The 16,773-nt window shown below is 38.0% G+C and carries 17 protein-coding genes and 1 pseudogene; 13 read left to right on the top strand and 5 right to left on the bottom strand.

Going from position 1 to position 16,773, the window contains the following annotated elements:
• The first annotated feature begins 192 nt into the window (after nucleotides 1-192).
• The 6 genes and pseudogenes from V4T18_RS03525 (at nucleotide 193) to V4T18_RS03500 (ending at nucleotide 5,730) form a co-directional block, all read left to right on the top strand.
• Nucleotides 193-1,761 carry an NlpC/P60 family protein gene (locus tag V4T18_RS03525; protein ID WP_332646631.1) on the top strand — a complete coding sequence of 523 codons (1,569 nt, stop codon included), beginning with the start codon at nucleotides 193-195 and terminating at the stop codon, nucleotides 1,759-1,761.
• A gap of 626 nt (nucleotides 1,762-2,387) precedes the next feature.
• Nucleotides 2,388-2,552, top strand: a pseudogene (locus tag V4T18_RS03520) (sigma-70 family RNA polymerase sigma factor); the annotation flags it as partial.
• 122 nt (nucleotides 2,553-2,674) lie between these two features.
• Complete coding sequence (locus tag V4T18_RS03515) at nucleotides 2,675-3,157, top strand: ASCH domain-containing protein (protein WP_332646630.1); 483 nt, start codon at nucleotides 2,675-2,677, stop codon at nucleotides 3,155-3,157.
• A 324-nt stretch (nucleotides 3,158-3,481) separates the two neighbouring features.
• Nucleotides 3,482-4,264 (top strand): TSUP family transporter, encoded by a 783-nt coding sequence (locus tag V4T18_RS03510; protein WP_332646629.1) that lies wholly within the window; start codon nucleotides 3,482-3,484, stop codon nucleotides 4,262-4,264.
• A gap of 138 nt (nucleotides 4,265-4,402) precedes the next feature.
• Nucleotides 4,403-5,191 (top strand): hypothetical protein, encoded by a 789-nt coding sequence (locus V4T18_RS03505; protein ID WP_332646627.1) that lies wholly within the window; start codon nucleotides 4,403-4,405, stop codon nucleotides 5,189-5,191.
• Nucleotides 5,188-5,730, top strand: coding sequence for a hypothetical protein (locus tag V4T18_RS03500; protein WP_332646625.1), 543 nt, complete (start codon nucleotides 5,188-5,190; stop codon nucleotides 5,728-5,730). The genes V4T18_RS03505 and V4T18_RS03500 overlap by 4 nt, the downstream gene beginning before the upstream one ends.
• A gap of 53 nt (nucleotides 5,731-5,783) precedes the next feature.
• Here the strand turns inward: V4T18_RS03500 and V4T18_RS03495 are convergent, their stop codons facing one another.
• Entirely contained in the window at nucleotides 5,784-6,542 is a 759-nt protein-coding gene (locus V4T18_RS03495; protein ID WP_332646623.1) for a DeoR/GlpR family DNA-binding transcription regulator, read from the bottom strand.
• 155 nt (nucleotides 6,543-6,697) lie between these two features.
• On the opposite strand from V4T18_RS03495, the gene V4T18_RS03490 reads away from it, so the two are divergent.
• From V4T18_RS03490 to V4T18_RS03460, 7 genes are all read left to right on the top strand, one after another.
• Entirely contained in the window at nucleotides 6,698-7,450 is a 753-nt protein-coding gene (locus V4T18_RS03490; protein ID WP_332646621.1) for an ABC transporter ATP-binding protein, read from the top strand.
• Nucleotides 7,443-9,137: an ABC transporter permease subunit gene (locus V4T18_RS03485; protein ID WP_332646619.1), complete on the top strand. Its 1,695-nt coding sequence runs from the start codon at nucleotides 7,443-7,445 to the stop codon at nucleotides 9,135-9,137. The genes V4T18_RS03490 and V4T18_RS03485 overlap by 8 nt, the downstream gene beginning before the upstream one ends.
• Nucleotides 9,067-10,065: an extracellular solute-binding protein gene (locus V4T18_RS03480; RefSeq protein WP_332646616.1), complete on the top strand. Its 999-nt coding sequence runs from the start codon at nucleotides 9,067-9,069 to the stop codon at nucleotides 10,063-10,065. The genes V4T18_RS03485 and V4T18_RS03480 overlap by 71 nt, the downstream gene beginning before the upstream one ends.
• Nucleotide 10,066: 1 nt before the next feature.
• Nucleotides 10,067-11,161 (top strand): 2-aminoethylphosphonate--pyruvate transaminase, encoded by a 1,095-nt coding sequence (locus tag V4T18_RS03475; RefSeq protein ID WP_332646614.1) that lies wholly within the window; start codon nucleotides 10,067-10,069, stop codon nucleotides 11,159-11,161.
• Nucleotides 11,158-11,955 (top strand): phosphonoacetaldehyde hydrolase, encoded by a 798-nt coding sequence (gene phnX / locus V4T18_RS03470; RefSeq protein WP_332646613.1) that lies wholly within the window; start codon nucleotides 11,158-11,160, stop codon nucleotides 11,953-11,955. Before V4T18_RS03475 ends, phnX begins: the two co-directional genes overlap by 4 nt.
• A gap of 204 nt (nucleotides 11,956-12,159) precedes the next feature.
• Nucleotides 12,160-12,864: a hypothetical protein gene (locus tag V4T18_RS03465; protein ID WP_332646612.1), complete on the top strand. Its 705-nt coding sequence runs from the start codon at nucleotides 12,160-12,162 to the stop codon at nucleotides 12,862-12,864.
• Nucleotides 12,857-13,585 (top strand): hypothetical protein, encoded by a 729-nt coding sequence (locus tag V4T18_RS03460; RefSeq protein WP_332646610.1) that lies wholly within the window; start codon nucleotides 12,857-12,859, stop codon nucleotides 13,583-13,585. Before V4T18_RS03465 ends, V4T18_RS03460 begins: the two co-directional genes overlap by 8 nt.
• A 118-nt stretch (nucleotides 13,586-13,703) precedes the next feature.
• Here the strand turns inward: V4T18_RS03460 and V4T18_RS03455 are convergent, their stop codons facing one another.
• The 4 genes from V4T18_RS03455 to V4T18_RS03440 all read right to left on the bottom strand — a co-directional run bounded on the left by V4T18_RS03455 (nucleotide 13,704) and on the right by V4T18_RS03440 (nucleotide 16,733).
• Nucleotides 13,704-14,660: a hypothetical protein gene (locus V4T18_RS03455; RefSeq protein ID WP_332646609.1), complete on the bottom strand. Its 957-nt coding sequence runs from the start codon at nucleotides 14,658-14,660 to the stop codon at nucleotides 13,704-13,706.
• Nucleotides 14,653-15,159 (bottom strand): RNA polymerase sigma factor, encoded by a 507-nt coding sequence (locus tag V4T18_RS03450; RefSeq protein ID WP_332646607.1) that lies wholly within the window; start codon nucleotides 15,157-15,159, stop codon nucleotides 14,653-14,655. The genes V4T18_RS03455 and V4T18_RS03450 overlap by 8 nt, the downstream gene beginning before the upstream one ends.
• Nucleotides 15,160-15,253: 94 nt before the next feature.
• Complete coding sequence (locus tag V4T18_RS03445) at nucleotides 15,254-16,216, bottom strand: DUF4179 domain-containing protein (RefSeq protein ID WP_332646606.1); 963 nt, start codon at nucleotides 16,214-16,216, stop codon at nucleotides 15,254-15,256.
• On the bottom strand, nucleotides 16,197-16,733 hold the full coding sequence (locus V4T18_RS03440; RefSeq protein WP_332646604.1) for a sigma-70 family RNA polymerase sigma factor: 537 nt from the start codon (nucleotides 16,731-16,733) through the stop codon (nucleotides 16,197-16,199). The genes V4T18_RS03445 and V4T18_RS03440 overlap by 20 nt, the downstream gene beginning before the upstream one ends.
• Nucleotides 16,734-16,773 lie beyond the last annotated feature (40 nt).

Here is a 16,773-nt window from a genome sequence, read left to right as displayed (position 1 = left end):
AAAAAGCTTTCTTTTTCATCGTAAATGGATTGGTATGTTTTAGATGAAAGAGCCGCTTAAAAGCCAAGCTAGTAATATAAAATTGAATGAATATGGTTAATATTCCTTAATAATCATGATTTCGAATGCTATTCGAATGTTAAATACTGTATAGTTATGGGGTAATCAAAACTATATAGGGGGATTATTGGGATGAAGAGAATTGTGAAACTTAGTCTGTTGGCACTACTTATAACCTTATTTACACTAGCACCACATCAAAAAGCTTTTGCAGAAAGCTACTATAAGGATGTTACAACAGAAACGCCTGGTGTTGCAGCGTTTAAATATTTAATTGATAAGGGGATTTTAATACCAGACCCGGACGCTACGTTTGGCATTAAAGATACCGCTACACGGTTTGAAGCGATACATATGCTAGTTCAGGCTTTAGAGCTTGATACAGAAAATATAACTGAATTCCCAGCATTTAAGGATGTAGCGGCAGACGATCCAAACATGCCGATTATTGCTGCAGCGTATTATGCCAATATTATAAAAGGCAATGAAAAGGGCGAGCTACAGCCAAATGCCCCTGTCACTCGTGCAGAGATGGCAAAAATGCTCGTAACTGCCTTTGAGTTAAGTGGTAAGTCAAACGGTGTATTTTTTGATGTAAATTCGAAGCATTGGGCGAAATCATATATTGATATTTTAGTAGCAAATGGGATTACTACTGGTGGGAGTGATTTTACATTTTTACCAAGCAATAATCTAACGAAATCACATTTAGTAACGTTCATTGCACGAAGCCTAAATCCTGATATGCGTGTAAGCTATGAGGGATTAAATAATATTTGTGCGAAAGAAACATCTAAAAAGAAATATCGTGTTAATGTGTCGGTGACGAATCTTTGGAACAAGTATAATCAAGCGAGACCAACAGTGGATGGTCCTTCTTTAACGAACCCAGTTAATAATGCAAAATGGATCAATGGTATGTCCCTTACGCAAAAGAAATGGTTAGTTGGAAAAACAGATACGCAAAGCTTCTATAATGACGAGGTATCTATTATGGAAACACGGGGTAGTATGTATCGTGTTGCTGCTCGTGATCAATATGTACCGTATAATGCAGCTGGCTATCCAGGCTGGGTGCCGAAAAGTCATATTGTTAGCTCAAATATCGATACTTCAAACTGTGAAATTGCCATTGTAACGTCGAAAAGAGCGACAATGTTTAATATTATCGACCGTAAACCATATTTAGAAATCAGCTATTCAACAATTTTACCGGTGCTGCATAAAGCAAACGGCTGGTTATATGTCCAGGCGGCAAATAATGAGGTAAAAATGCTAAAGGCATCAGATGTAAAATCGTATAAATCTTACAAAGACATCCCGAAGCCAACAGCAAATGATATTATTAGCGAAGCAAAACGTTATGTAGGTTTACCGTATTTATGGGCAGGTGTATCCTCGTGGGGCTATGATTGCTCAGGTATTTTATATGCTGTATTCCGTGAGCATGGTATTATGATTCCTCGTGATTCGTTCTATCAAGCAACGAAAGGAACGAAAGTGGCGAAAAAGAATTTGAAGCCAGGGGATTTAGTGTTCTTTGCATATAACGGTGGAACGGGCAAGGTGTACCATGTAGGCTTATATATCGGAGATGGACAAATGCTTCATGCACCGCACTATGCTGCGAAGGTTCGAATTGAAAAGCTAGATCAAGGTGTATATAAGAAAAATTACGCTGGTGCTAGACGCTACTTGTAGTAAAAAATATTAGAGCATTTTTGCTGAGTTAGCAAATCATCCCTGCATTGAATTGGAACACGTGTATTTGGCTAACATAGTTTTACAAATGCTATTTGTTCGATTTGGCAGGATTGATATACGACTTAAATATAAATAAGTGCCAATTTGGGAGTAAAGACCTAGTTTGGCACTTATTTTATAATATGTTGTATATGGATTTCGCCAATTTTGTAAAATGCAGTTTTTTAGAGCGGGCTTTAAAAATAATCTTGAGATTTTTTTGTGTGAGGGCTTGAATATACGGCCTTTTTTAAAAAACAGCAATAAAAATGATCCTGGTGCGGGAGAAATATGGCTCCTGAATAACATGTATATTGTGGGAAAACGGTCTTTTTATGTGTGCTTTTTTCGTGTTATCCTCTTTTTTGTTCCTGATAATTATAAGTCTATTGTCCTGCTTGTACTTAGAATAGACAGAATGAAACGACGAAAAAGAGGTGAATTCAGGCGGTTTTTTCGCAGTTTTTTGTTCATTTTCATCGAAAATTCAGCTTTTTGTATTGGTGAAAGATACAGTGAAACTATTCTAATAGCTTAATAAAACTGCCTGAAATGTGATTAATACAACGGTCTATCTTGTTTGGATGGACATAGCGAAATTAGTCCACGGAGCAAAGAAAGGGAATGGCGAAGCGTTTGAGCTCTTAATCGAATCTGTTAGGGAAAAGTTATATCGAACTGCTTATGCCTATGTTAGAAATGAACAGGATGCCTTGGATATCTATCAGGAAACGATCAGGAAACGGTACCAGTTAAATAGTGAAGGGTTTGAAGAGGAAATAAAGGAGCTGGAATTAGTCGTGCTCCTAAACGAATAAAGCCCAACCTAAAAGATGGTGTGAACTTCCAATTCAAACCATCTTTTATTATAATGCTGCTAACAGTTATTTCGATTGAGGTGAAACGGATGAACGAAGCAGCATTGGAATTTTGGAATACATATTGGGGCAAGGCAGAGAAGCCTACGAATGTAGAAGCTTTTTGCTTTGGAGATACGCCCGATGAATTAGCAGCTATGGTCGTTAATGGAGTAAAAACAGCAACCTGTAATGCATTACGACTGTATGAGCTTAAAAACCACCCGATTCCGAGGGTTGGCGAATATAACATTATATTAAACAAAGCCCTTGAACCAGTAGCACTCATTCAACTGGAGAAGGTGGAATTCATACCTTATGATGAAATCGATGAGCGCTTTGCCATTGCAGAGGGAGATGGTTCTTATGAAAACTGGGATAGCATACATACACGTTTCTTTACGGATGCACTTTCCCAATTTAATGAAACCTTCAACAGAAAAATACTATTAGTTTGTCAGCATTTTAAAGTCCTTTCAGTAAGAGATAACCTTTAAGGGGGATACTGAGCCCCCCTTAGTTATCAAAGCCATGTCTCGCTACAGGACATCTTCCACCGTCATTTTCCCATCGGTCAATGTCCAGGTGCTCATCATACCAGCCGTCCCGTATGCCTCTACTCAACATCCTCATTAGAGTAACAATGACACATCATCCTTTTTATTAAATTTCGTATCCTATCATATGAAATAATGAAGTTTCCGTTCATTCCTTTATAGCGATAGTTCCTAGAATGAAACATTGATTAGAATAAAACTGTTTACAAGCACAGGCTTCTTTCGTTACTGTTTTAGTAGTACCTAAAGAGAGAAGGGCTAAAAATGTTTTTTGATTTAGATCCAACGATACTAATTGTGTTAATAGTATTCGGGTTTTTAGCAGCATTTATTGATTCTGTTGTTGGTGGTGGCGGCTTAATTTCTTTACCTGCCCTCATGTTTACAGGACTACCTCCAGCAACAGCAGTAGCGACAAATAAACTAGCGGGCACTATAGGCTCATTAACAAGTACGGTTATGTTTTATCGCTCAGGGCAGCTAGATATAAAATCAGTTGCGAAATTTTTCCCGTTCGTGTTTATCGGGTCAATGATCGGGGCATGGATTGTCCATCTTCTCAATCCGGATTTATTAAAACCGTTAATGCTCGTCATGCTAGCAGGGGTTGCCGTTTATACGATTTTTAAAAAAGATTGGACACAAACGAACACGGATGTGAAGCTATCACGCACGAAATGGATTCTCTTTATCGCTGTTATTTTTCTGATTGGCTTTTGGGATGGCTTTATGGGTCCCGGTACAGGCTCCTTTTTAATTTTCGCCTTTTTAATGATGGGCTTCGATTTTTTAAAGGCAGCAGGGAATGCAAAATTTTTAAATTTCGGGAGTAATATTGCGGCGCTTATTATGTTTATTATTTTAGGTCAAGTTAACTTTGCATACGGTATTCCAATGGGGATTGCTCAATTAGTCGGCTCCATTTACGGCTCGCAGTTTGCTATTAAAAAAGGTAGTAATTATGTTCGAATATTATTTATTACGGTGACCGTAGTAATGCTAATCAAAAACGGCTATGACTATGTTCAGGAATATATGTCGAGGTAATACATAATGGCTCAACCAACATCTCACCTGTTTCTCTAAATGGGTGGGTTTTTTGTTTGTTCAGAAATGTATTTTTATACCATATATTAATGTATAATGAAAAAATATTTAGTAATATATGTAACTAGGAGGGAGTCCATGAAAAAGTTATTCGTCATTTTGGCGGTAGTGGGCCTAATTATTATCGGGAGTATGCTTTACTATGAATCTAAGCTACTTGAAGAGCCAATTATCATTGCCAATGAAGTTGATTTGGGGATGAACACAATCCATATCTCTTATATCACGAATGGATTACAACCACATGAATTACAATCAGTTGAAATAGATGGTATGCATTATTATCCTCAAAATGATTTTGATGTTGAGTCTGATTCACAACAATCAGTTCAATGGGCAAGCTATGTGAACTATACATACTACTCGATTTTTGCACCATCCATCCCAATTCAAATAGATGATGGCCAATCCTTAACAGCTGCAACAGAGGGGACTGTTCATTTTACAGATGGACATACCGAAAAGATCCTCCTGAATGTTCGCCAGCCGGATGAATTAACACAGCTTTATCAAACAATGAGCTTTGGCGGTACAGACGGTTCGGAGGCGCATTATGAAGTGGTCGAACCATTCACGTTGCATGGATTAGCTGTCGAAGGGGAAAGTGTGGAACTAACTAGCTTTAAAATAAATAATGAGGAAGTGCCACTCCCTATTAAGCAGCCGATTCAACTAAACATAGACGACACAATCTATTATCACTCAACGAATGGTATTGCATTATTTCTAGGTGAACCGTTTACTATTGAATTAAGCGGAGTAGATCAAATGAATAATGGGATAATTATCCCCCTCTATAACAGTTTGAATGAGATCCCGAGTAAAGAGTGGGTGGATGAAAAGGTAAAGGAGCGTGAGAATAAATGAATTTTCATAAGCTCGTCCTAATTGGAGTAGTATGTATCGGTATTGCTTTAATTCCGGATTTTATTGGGTTACTTATTTTTGCACGTGCATTTTCAAAGGTAGATGTCCCGTATGCCAAACTAGGGATGTATTGTTCAATCTTATTATCGATTTACGTTTTTATTGAAATGTTTCAAGTCAAGAATGAAGGTGTATTTTTTTATGAAACAGGAAATATTTGGGAACAAATAATCTATGTAGCTATTAGCCTGATTTATATATTAAACTATGCGTGTATCTTTTACGTGTCAAATGAAATAGTAAAAATCGAGAAGAGTATTTTCCCTAAAATATTTATCGGTGCCCAAATATTGTTTCTGCTCGTTACTGAATTATGGATGCATTTACCTATCGATATTGTCGCAGAATATTATTTTATTACGATAATTCCTATAATTGTGTTTTATATTGCGCTTATCGTCTTCCTATGGAAACGAAAAAATATGGAGAGGGCGCTTTATACGGAAATGCCATCGTCCTATGGAGATGCTACTAGCTAGACAACCAGTCCCCACAGCCACCTATACTAAAAGCGTGGTTGTGGGATTTATTATTAGGCTGTCACAATACGTACCCCTTGCTTTTCAAATTTTTTAAGGTAAGACGTATCAAGTATAATGTCAGTCACAATATAATCGACTTCCTTTAGATCACAGATTTTCACTGCCACATCTCTGTTAAATTTAGAGTGATCGGCCGCTATATAAACGGTATTAGCTAGCTTGATAATCTGCCTTCTTGTTTGTACCTCCTCTACATTGTAATCTGACAGTCCTTTTTCTAATGAGATGCCACTTGTGCATATGAATGCTTTGGAGATATTTAGTCGTTCAAAGTTAAACAAGAAATCATACGCCGTAATCGAATTTTCTGACTGTCGTAGCTTCCCACCGATAATAATGACGTTGATGTCACTATTCATTAGTTCCAGAATGATCGGCAGCGAGTTTGTAATAACCGTTAGCCTCTTATAATGCTTAATATATTTTGCAATTTGAAAGGTAGTCGTTCCGCTATCTAAATAGATTGAGTCGCCTTCCTCGATGAAGCTTGCACACCGTTGCGCAATGTTCTCCTTTTGGGATAGATTCTCGTTCAGCCTTGTTGTTAAAAGAGACTCGGCTTTTTCTTTTTCCACTAATTTTACGCCACCATAAAATTTTTCCACTTCGCCTTGCTCTACTAATAGTTGAATATCTCTTCGAATGGTCTCCATTGATACATCCAATCTTTCACACAAGGAGGAAAGCTTTATCACTTCCTTCTCCTCAAGTATTTCTTTAATTCTTCTTTGTCTTTCAATAGGATACATAGTCAACATCCTTTCCATAAAGATGACCATATCATAGCAGAGTTCCACAATACTTTGTCATCAATTAACCAACAATTAATAATGATTTACAAAGAACGCATAGAGGATTTACAAAACTTTTCTATACTAGCAATAACAAATGAGAGGTGAAGAGATTGCTGCAGTTAAAGAATATTAGTAAATGTTACGGGGAAAAAACGGTATTAGGAAATATAAATTTAGAGATTGCCAACGGGGAAATTTTATCCTTACTAGGACCGAGTGGCTGTGGAAAAACGACCTTATTAAATATCATTCTTGGATTAACGGAGCAAACAGGCGGACAACTTTTTTATAACAATGAAGATATTAGCAGTATGCCAATGAAAAGTCGTGGATTTAATATTGTCTTCCAGGATTTTGCCTTGTTTCCGCATTTAACTGCCTATGAAAACATCATCTATGGACTTAAAAATCAGCATAAGAAAGTATCAAAGGAAGATATTCAGGAATATATCGATTTTTTAGAGTTGGAGCCACATTTAAATAAACGTATCGATCAGCTATCTGGTGGGCAAAAGCAGCGTGTTTCTATTGCGCGGACACTTGTCATGAAGCCGAAAATTTTATTACTGGATGAGCCTTTAAGTGCGTTAGATGGCGTTATCAAGGAATCCATTAAAGAGCGCATTAGATCGATTGCACGTGAATTTGGCTTAACGACAATTATCGTTACACATGATCCAGAGGAGGCACTTACGTTATCAGATAAGGTGCTCATCATTAACGAAGGTCATGTAGCACAATTTGGGAAGCCTAGCGAAATTGTCAATCAGCCTGCTAATGCTTTTGTGGAAAATTTTATATTAAAGCAGCTACACATAAAGCGTCAAAATATCTATCGATTATTTGGTGAGCAATATGCTTAAAACAACAAAAACAATGCGAATCGTATATATTCCGTTACTTGTTATTTTTAGTGTGTTTCTAGTCGTGCCGCTCGTATATATGCTGTGGCTTTCACTAAGTGAAAATGGCTCATTCACCTTGCAGCATTTTAAAGAGGTGCTTAGCTCCTCCTCGATTGCTACGGCGATAGGTAACAGTATAAAGGTCTCGCTCGTAAGTGCCGTTATTACAACAACGCTCGCCTTTATTGTGGCGTACACGTTGTATTTTACAACCCTTCATGCAACGTTTAAAAAAGGTGTTCGCTTTATTATTACGCTACCTATGCTTCTGCCGACCATTACGTATGGCTTTGTGCTGATCTACGTATTTGGTAATCAAGGCTTGATCACAAAGCTACTAGGCGAGCCTATGTTTTCTGTTTACGGCTTTAATGGCTTAGTCATTGGATATGTGTTATACACACTGCCAGCCGCCTTTTTGTTAATTGCGAATGGCATGGAATATATCGACCAACGATTTGCACTAGTGTCCATTTTAATGAATGATCATCCACTTCGCCGATTTTATCATACGGTGCTAAGACCATTGGTTGGTACGCTTGCTGGTGCTTTTATTTTAACCTTTATTTTAAGCTTTACGGATTACGGGATTCCTGCTTCGGTAGGGGGGACCTATGAGGTCATTGCAACGACGCTATATCAAACAATGCTCGGCTCTATCCCTGATTTTTCACAGGGAGCTGTCATTGCCATGCTCATGTTATTCCCAGCAGTGATTGGAGGTATTTTGCTGACAAGGTTTGATAAATACAATGTGTCGTATCGATCGTTATCCAACCAAGCGCCGATTTCGAATAAAGTGAAAGATCTAGTTTTTGGTGCTAGCTCATCCGTCATAGCGATTGCGATTATCATTATTTTTTCTACCCTGTTCATCGTGCCGTTTGTGTCTGTTTATCCGTATAATATGAGCTTTACTTTAGAGCATTTAGAGAAGGCGCTATCGATGAAGGATGTAACGACTGTATATAAGAACTCGATCCTCGTGGCAATAGGGAGTGCAGCTATAGGTGTACTCATCGCGTTTATAGCAGGGGTCATTAGTGTACGAACAAACATCAAAAGTAGGCGCTCACTTAACTGGATTTCAATTATTACGAATACAGTTCCAGGAATGGTGCTGGGTCTAGCCTATTTACTTTTCTTCAACGGGATTTCATTGAAGGGGACATTTCTCATACTGATCCTATGTAACATCATTCATTTCTTTACAACACCGTATTTAATGATGAAAAATGCGCTAGAGAAAATGGACCCTACATGGGAAGTAACGGGTGCCTTATTAAAGGACTCTTGGTTTAAAACAGTTGTCCGTGTAATCGTACCGAACATTCGAAAGACGATTATTAGCGTATTTTCGTACTATTTTATCAACGCCATGGTCACGGTAAGTGGGGTTATATTCCTTGTTAGTACAAATACGATTTTAATGTCTACTAAAATAAAAGAACTGCAGCATTTTGCCAAGTTTAATGAGATTTTTATTCTGTCCTTACTAATTTTAATGACCAATATTGTCGTTATGACATTTTGTAATATTTTAAATTCTATTGAGAAAAGGGGATTCATCACCAATGAAAAGCAAAGTATTAGGCCTGTTCGCATCTGGAAGTTTAGCTCTCTTATTAGCCGCGTGTGGAGATAAACAAGGGGCAGAGGATCAAGTTATCATCTATTCAAATGGAGATGATGAAGCAATTGAAATTATGGAAACGGTATTAGATAGCAATGGCTATAAAGATCAATATGTCATTCAATCATTTGGCACGTCGGAGTTAGGCGGAAAAATGCTAGCCGAGGGGACAAGCATTGAAGCAGATATTGTAACAATGGCTTCCTATTATATTGACAGTGCACAAGAGGAGCAAAGCATGTTTATTGATTTATCCTCAGAAGCAAGCACGCTTGAAACCTTTTCAAGCTATCAGCTACCTATCCTAGGGAATGTTGGGTCTATCTTTGTGAATACAGGGGTGATTAAGGATAAGGGACTAAAGCTACCAGAGTCGATAAAAGATTTAACTGACCCACAATATAAAAATCTGATTTCCATTCCGAATATGCTAGATTCATCGACTGGCTGGTTATTAGCTCAAGCAATTATCGGCGAGTATGGCGAAGAGGAAGGAAAGAAAGTATTTGCCGATCTAATAAAAAATGTTGGTCCACATCTAGAAAGCTCAGGCTCTGGTCCAATTAAAAAAGTACAAACTGGTGAAGTAGCAGTTGGTTTCGGTCTACGAGCTCAAGCAGTCGATGCAAACGAAGAGGGACTACCTATCGAGTATATCGATCCGACAGAGGGGAATTATTCGCTAGTTGAATCGATTGCCGTAGTCGACAAAGAATCAGAGAAAGAAGAAATGAAAGCAAAGGAAATGGCAGAGCTGATTGCGAAGGAAGCCCGTGCAGAGCTAATCAAGCAATATCCAGTTACCCTTTATGAAGGGGAATCCCTAAGTGCACAGCATACACCAGCTTATTTAAAGCAATGGGAATCTACTCTAACTGTCGATTTATTAAAAAAACATGAAGCATTATTCAAAGAAGCACAAGCACTAGGAGGCAACTAACATGAACCGCTATCTATTATTGACACCAGGACCGTTAACAACTTCAGAAAAGGTACGCCAGCAAATGCTAGAGGATCGTTGTACATGGGATGATGAATATAAGCAATTAACACAAGCAATCCGCCGAGAATTATTAGCTATTGCGGAAGTGGATGAAGAGGACTACACAACCGTTTTAATGCAGGGAAGTGGTAGCTTTGTAGTCGAATCGGTACTAACGTCTACTATTCGTCCGACAGATAAAGTGTTAATTATCACAAACGGAGCATACGGGGAACGGCTTGCGCAAATGGCACAAAGAATCGGATTGTCTTATGTGCAGTATGCAACACCGTATGATGAATATCCAGAGATGCAAAAAGTAGAAGACTATTTAATAAAGGATGCATCGATTACCCATATTGCCATTGTCCATTGTGAGACGACGACAGGCATCCTCAATCCAATTGATAAAGTAAGCGCCTTAGCGACACGTTACGGGAAGACATTCATTGTCGATGCAATGAGCAGCTTCGGCGGTGTACCGATTGCTGTAGGTGAGCTCGGTATCGATTTCTTAATTAGCTCTGCGAATAAATGTATTCAAGGTGTGCCTGGATTTGGATTTGTACTTGCGAAGAAAACGGCACTTCAAAAATGTGAAGGTGTAGCTCGTAGTCTATCGTTAGATTTATACGATCAATGGAAGGTTATGGACGTAGACGGGAAGTGGCGTTATACATCACCTACACATGTAGTAGCAGCTTTCCTTCAAGCGATTGAGGAACTGAAAGAAGAAGGTGGCGTGCAGGCACGATTCCAGCGCTATACAGAAAACAATCAAATTCTGCGTGACCGATTAGCGAAGGTAGGGTTTAAAGGCTATATCGATGGCGATAAACAATCACCAATTATTACAGCCTTCTTATATCCGAATGAGCAATTTCAGTTTAATCACTTTTATGAAGAGATGAAGGCACAGGGATTTGTACTTTATCCAGGAAAGCTGACGGAGGTTAACACATTCCGTATCGGAAATATCGGTGAAATTTATAAGGAAGATATCGAAAAGCTTTGCACATTAATCGAAAACTATATGGCGGTGACGGTAAAATGACAAAAATTGAAGGCGTTATTTTAGATTGGGCAGGTACAGCAGTAGATTTTGGATGTTTTGCTCCGGTAAATGTATTCCTAGACATTTTCAAAAATGCAGGTGTTGAGGTGACACTAGGGGAAGCACGCGAACCGATGGGCATGCTAAAAATCGACCATATCCGTACAATGCTGGCGATGCCACGTATTCAGGATGCTTGGCAGAATCTATATGGACGCCCATCGAATGAAGAGGACGTAGCAGCATTGTATGAGAGATTTGAAAAGCAATTAATGGTGTCGTTAGCTACTTATACAGATCCAATTCCGACAGTTTTAAATACAGTCAATGATTTAAAGGCGGCTGGTTTAAAAATCGGCTCAACAACAGGCTATACGCGTGGCATGATGGATGTTGTTGTACCAAATGCAAAAGAGAAAGGCTATGAGCCACAGTCACTTGTAACGCCAGACGATGTAGATGGCTTCGGCCGTCCTTACCCGTATATGATTTTTGAAAATATGAAAAGATTAGGCTTACAGGACGTACGAAAAATCGTCAAGGTTGGAGACACAGCTTCTGATATTCGAGAAGCATTACAGGCCGGGGTTTGGGCTGTTGGTGTCATTATTGGCAGCTCAGAAATGGGCCTTTCACAGCAAGAGTTCGGGGCGTTGGATGAGGAGCAAAAGGGGCAGGCTATTGATTCTACCCGCCAAAGATTTGAAGCGGTCGGCGCTCAATTTACAATTGAAACGATGGCAGAGCTACCGCAACTAATTGAAAAGCTAGAGCAAGAATTAAGCATCGACTAGGGGAAACTAGCTTTAGAAGAAAAGTATAGAGCACAAGGATAATTCGGATGAGCTCACCGATTATCCTCGTGCTTATTTGATATAAGAACAAGAAACAAAGACGTTACTTTCTATATTTTAGCAGCCGATGTCTATCCTATCGCTTCTTAGTTCTGTATAATTTACATATATAGCCATATGAAATACAGTCTAGGTAGGTGGTTTATGAATATTATAGCGTTAGTAAGTACCGTTTTATGCTGGGGCATTATCCTATTCTTTGCTCTGAAAATAGCGAAAAAAGAGCAAGAATCCTATAAAATCTGGAAAGTGATTTTAGTTATCCTAGTAGGTTTATTTTCATTTAGCTTAACATTCCAGATTCAAGATATGTCTGTAAAAATCGCTATTTTGCCTTTAGGGGTATGGATTTTATTTGCCATCCTACGTAAACGTGAAGGAGCATGGGAGAAATATCGAAAGTTTGCTTGGTTAGGTTTTTTTAGTAATTATTTATTTTTAGTCATCTCGGTTGTGGAAACACCTATTCACCAATGGATATATCCGCCAGAGCAGTTATCAACGTATATTGGTGCAAATAGTGATCTCGAAATAGAAAGTCTTCATCCATCTGGAAAACAAGAGCGACATGTAATCAATCAGCTTCAGCAAGCGCTAACAGATATTGAATTAACGCCATTTTTTGTTGATGAGTGGTACAATGAGACGCATTTTAATTATGAACCACCAAAAGTTGAAGAGCGATTCCCGTATTTGGTTGTCGGTCATGAACCGGAATGGGGAAGTGGTATCGCAGCAAGTATTTACATTGAACGAGACGGGAAGGGGATACTTGTGTCGACAACAAAAACACAATATTATTTCCGCTCTCAGCACTCCATTTTAAAGGAGGGCGTTGAGGATGAGTAAGAAATGGGTAGTTACGTTAGCTATAATCTTCATAATTGTTTTAGGAGCTGTAGCACTAAATTATCGTACACCAACACCTTTTCTAACGGTTGAAGAGATTACCGAGGTGCTAAATAAGCAAAATATTGCTCATACAGTTACGGTATTAGATGTTTTAGAAGCTGAACCGTCATATCGCCTTGTCCCGTTTACAACAGAGGATGGTCGAGCTGGAATGAGTTACTGGTCTTTTAAGCTGTCGGGATGGAAGTTAGTAGGTTATGAATGGAATGGCTCATTAAAAATATGGAAGCTACGTCCGGATGATCCAACGAGCTATTATTTTGTCTGGAATTTCTCTTCACAACAAGAGGTAGCACAAATGAATGTTTTCCTTTTGCAGGATCGCTACTATTCTATATCTGGAGACAATAATCAATTTTACACACCACGTGTACAGCTTAGAATGGATATCGACTTTAATGAACGGCTATATGGTCTGCAGCCTATTCCTCAAGAATGGTTAACTATTATTGAAGGAATGACTCCGATCCAACATGATTCTTTATTTTCATCAATACTAGGAACTCCGCCTTCCTATTATTTTGGCATACAAACAGTAGATAAGCAGGGACAGGATGTATATGTAGAAACGGGGGGTCAAACCCATTGGTTGGAACGTCAAGATTTTCAAGTCGATTATGTAATGGACATCACGGAAGATCAGTTAGAAAAACCTTGATGCTTTTATGAAAACGGCAATAATTTTAAAGGAACTAGCTAAACATCTAGTTCTATTAGAGAATCAAAAAAATCACCCCTGTATGATAGAATACAGGGATGATTTTTTAACCTTTATCCTACTGTATTGGGAGAAGATTAACTAACCAAATCCCATTAGAGTTTTTAGACATCCCAAAAAAATGTTCCTTATACTTTGTTATGATATAGGCCTCATTAGATCCCTCATCCATCACATAAAGCTCTTTATTTTTAAAAGGGTTATCTATTATTTTATTCCTATTTACATCTATTTCACTTTCCTTCATATACTCTTCCAACGTCGGTTTAAAGTAATCCTCATCGTCGTTAATTAATTCATAAAGAGCGCGATCATTCTTTTGTTCTTCTGCAAATAGATAGAGTTGAAAAACCTCATGAGGTTGAAGACCCTCTAGTAAATCTTGATTGTATGCAATCGAAAATTCATTGAATATGTCTTCAAGTTGTGAATCTAATACGATGTTTCCCTCAGGATCTAGGGAAAGGTTAAAAGAAAACAGTTCATCATAGTGTTCGGAGGGCAGTTCAAGTACTTCAACATTTTTAGCTAAATAGGTGTCTTTCAACTCATCGACTGCTTGTAAGCCTCTAACGTTTAATGTGGCAGCTTGAGAGACATCCTGTGAATCGAAGCTGATATATTTGTGAAGTAGCCTCTCTGTTTCTGCGTTAAAAACAATTTTACTTGAGGAAGTAATGAATCCCTTTAATTCCGGAAATGCACGAATGGAAGTTTCATCTGGTTGAAAGTAAAATTCATCCTTCGAATAATGTAATCTCCCAAATAAATCGCCTGAAAAATTTAATGTCTCAATATTTGAAGCATTCTCGTTGACCCCGTAAATTGTTACCATCTCTTTTAACCCCCATAAAAATATGCAACTTAAGATAACAACGGCGGAAATGAAAAATCCATTGCTTTTTCGTTTTTCTTTTTTTATTGAATTGCTTTGAATCTGTTTTTTAGTACGATTCATAATTTTTTCTTTACTCCCCTGCATTGAGTCGAATCGTTTGAATCGTAATTTATTCATATAACATCATCTCCATTTCTGATGTAGTTAATCTCTCCTTTAATAACTCTTTACCGCGCCTAAGTCTCGATTTCACCGTGCCTTCTGGAATTGTTAAAATACGCGAGATTTCCTTTATTGAAAAGTCCTCAAAATAAAAATAAACGATTGCTTCTTTTATTTTTAATGGTAATAAGAGTACTTCCTCTTCTAGTGGAGATGATTCGTATAGTTCGTCATACGATTTTATGCTGTTAAAGAAGGACAATTTTTTATGTAAAACGATTTTGCGGTATGCCCAGCTTTTTAAGTAATCTTTACATTTATTCGTTACAATCGTAGCTAAATAGGCTTTTAGTTCATTCCGTTCTTGATAATTGCGATCCCAATAAAATTTAATCCATGTTTCTTGAATGATATCCTCAGATATTTGAACATCCTGCGTATAGTAATAGGCGATACGAAATAAAAGGTCAGTGTAGTTATCCATTATCTTTTCAAATTGATCAGCTTGATACATATTCATTCCCCCTTTCAATAGCCTAAACGATTCCCAACACAAAAAAGTTTATTTCCTCAATAAATAGTTGAGAAAAATAAACTTTTTTGTATTATTATTTCACTTGAAACTCAATCGGTGTTAAGTCAATTTCCTTCTTCCCGATTTTAAAGTAAGGCTCAAGGATAATCGTTTCGGTATCGATGCCTTTTTCTAGAATGATTGAATTATCACTTTGACTTTTTAGATAGGCATAGCCATTCTTTGTTTTTACCTTTGTTCTAAATAGGAGATGCTCACCTTCAATCCCCGCTTGCTTGTCAATTTCAAAATTGACAATAATACTTGCTTTATTAATAACGGCGTCTGTTAATCTAACAGCATAAGCCTGGTCTTTTGATGTGGACGTTTGCTGTAAGGATAGTGTTTTAGAAGGCAATGCTTCAACCGGAACATTAAACTGCCATTCTCCAAACACCCCTGTTATATAGGTAAATGTTATAGGTAAAGTAGTGAGATCTTTCACTCGGTCGTTATCGAAAATTATTGCCCCGATGTAAGCATCCCCCTCTTTGACTAATGGTGCCATTGATCCTCCAAATCCATCCGTATCATCGCCTTGTGTAAATAAGTCGAAGGTATATCCAGACTCAGGTGCATTGTCACCGCCAATTTGCCCAGTTAAATTTTCACCTGTCGCTTTAAATGTAATTCCTAAAAAATGGCCGTCATAAAAGGCGGAGGTAATCGTCATCGTTACGCCGTTGTTTGTAACAGATTCGTTAATCTCAGTTATTAATTGCTCCGAAGCCATTTCTTCGCCGATGGGCATCTGAAGTTTTTGATAGTAATCTCCGATAAAGGGTACCTGAGCTAATGCATTGCCGATGGGTGCAATAATTAAGCCAGATGCTAAAACGGCAGCAGCAGCTACAGAACCGAAAATAGAAATACGTTTGCCCATCGTTTTTTTCCTATGAAGCTGTTGTACTTTTTTACCCTTCGCAATTCCTTGTTTAATGGCATGCTGTACATCCGCCTTTGGTACTTCAATCTCATCAAATAAATCGTTTCGCATAATGGTCCCCCTCTAATAAATTTTTTAATTCTAATTTCGCTCGTCGTAAGTGGGTTTTAATTGTAGACGGTGGTTTCCCCAAAACGTGCGAAATAGTTTTAATCGGTAAATCATAAAAATAATACAGAGTAATACAATTTTGATAATCGGCACTTAAATGACTTAATGCATGAGACAAATCAATCGAAGCTTCCTCCCCCTGATTGGATTCTAAAATGAACTGAATCGTTTCATGTGGCAACTGGACAGTTCGCTTTTGCTTTTCTAGCATTTTGTAGGCAGTGTGAATCAATATTTTCACAAGCCAAGTACTAAAGTAAGCGGGCTCCTTTAATTGTTTGATAGATAAAAAAGCTTTGAACGTTGCTTCCTGCACTACGTCTAATGCATCTTCCTTGTTTTGCATATGTAGGTAGGCAATCTTATAGAGCTTGTCGCTTTCATGAATGATCAACTGCTCGAATGCTTGTTCATCGCCAGCTGCTGCTGCATAAACAAGTTGAACTGAATAGGTCATATTGCAACCTCCTTTCACCTATTAGAGGCAATAAGATTCT

The sequence above is a fragment of the Lysinibacillus sp. 54212 genome (genome assembly GCF_036662795.1).
Taxonomy (GTDB): domain Bacteria; phylum Bacillota; class Bacilli; order Bacillales_A; family Planococcaceae; genus Lysinibacillus_B.
This window is presented reverse-complemented; position numbering and strand designations above follow the sequence as displayed.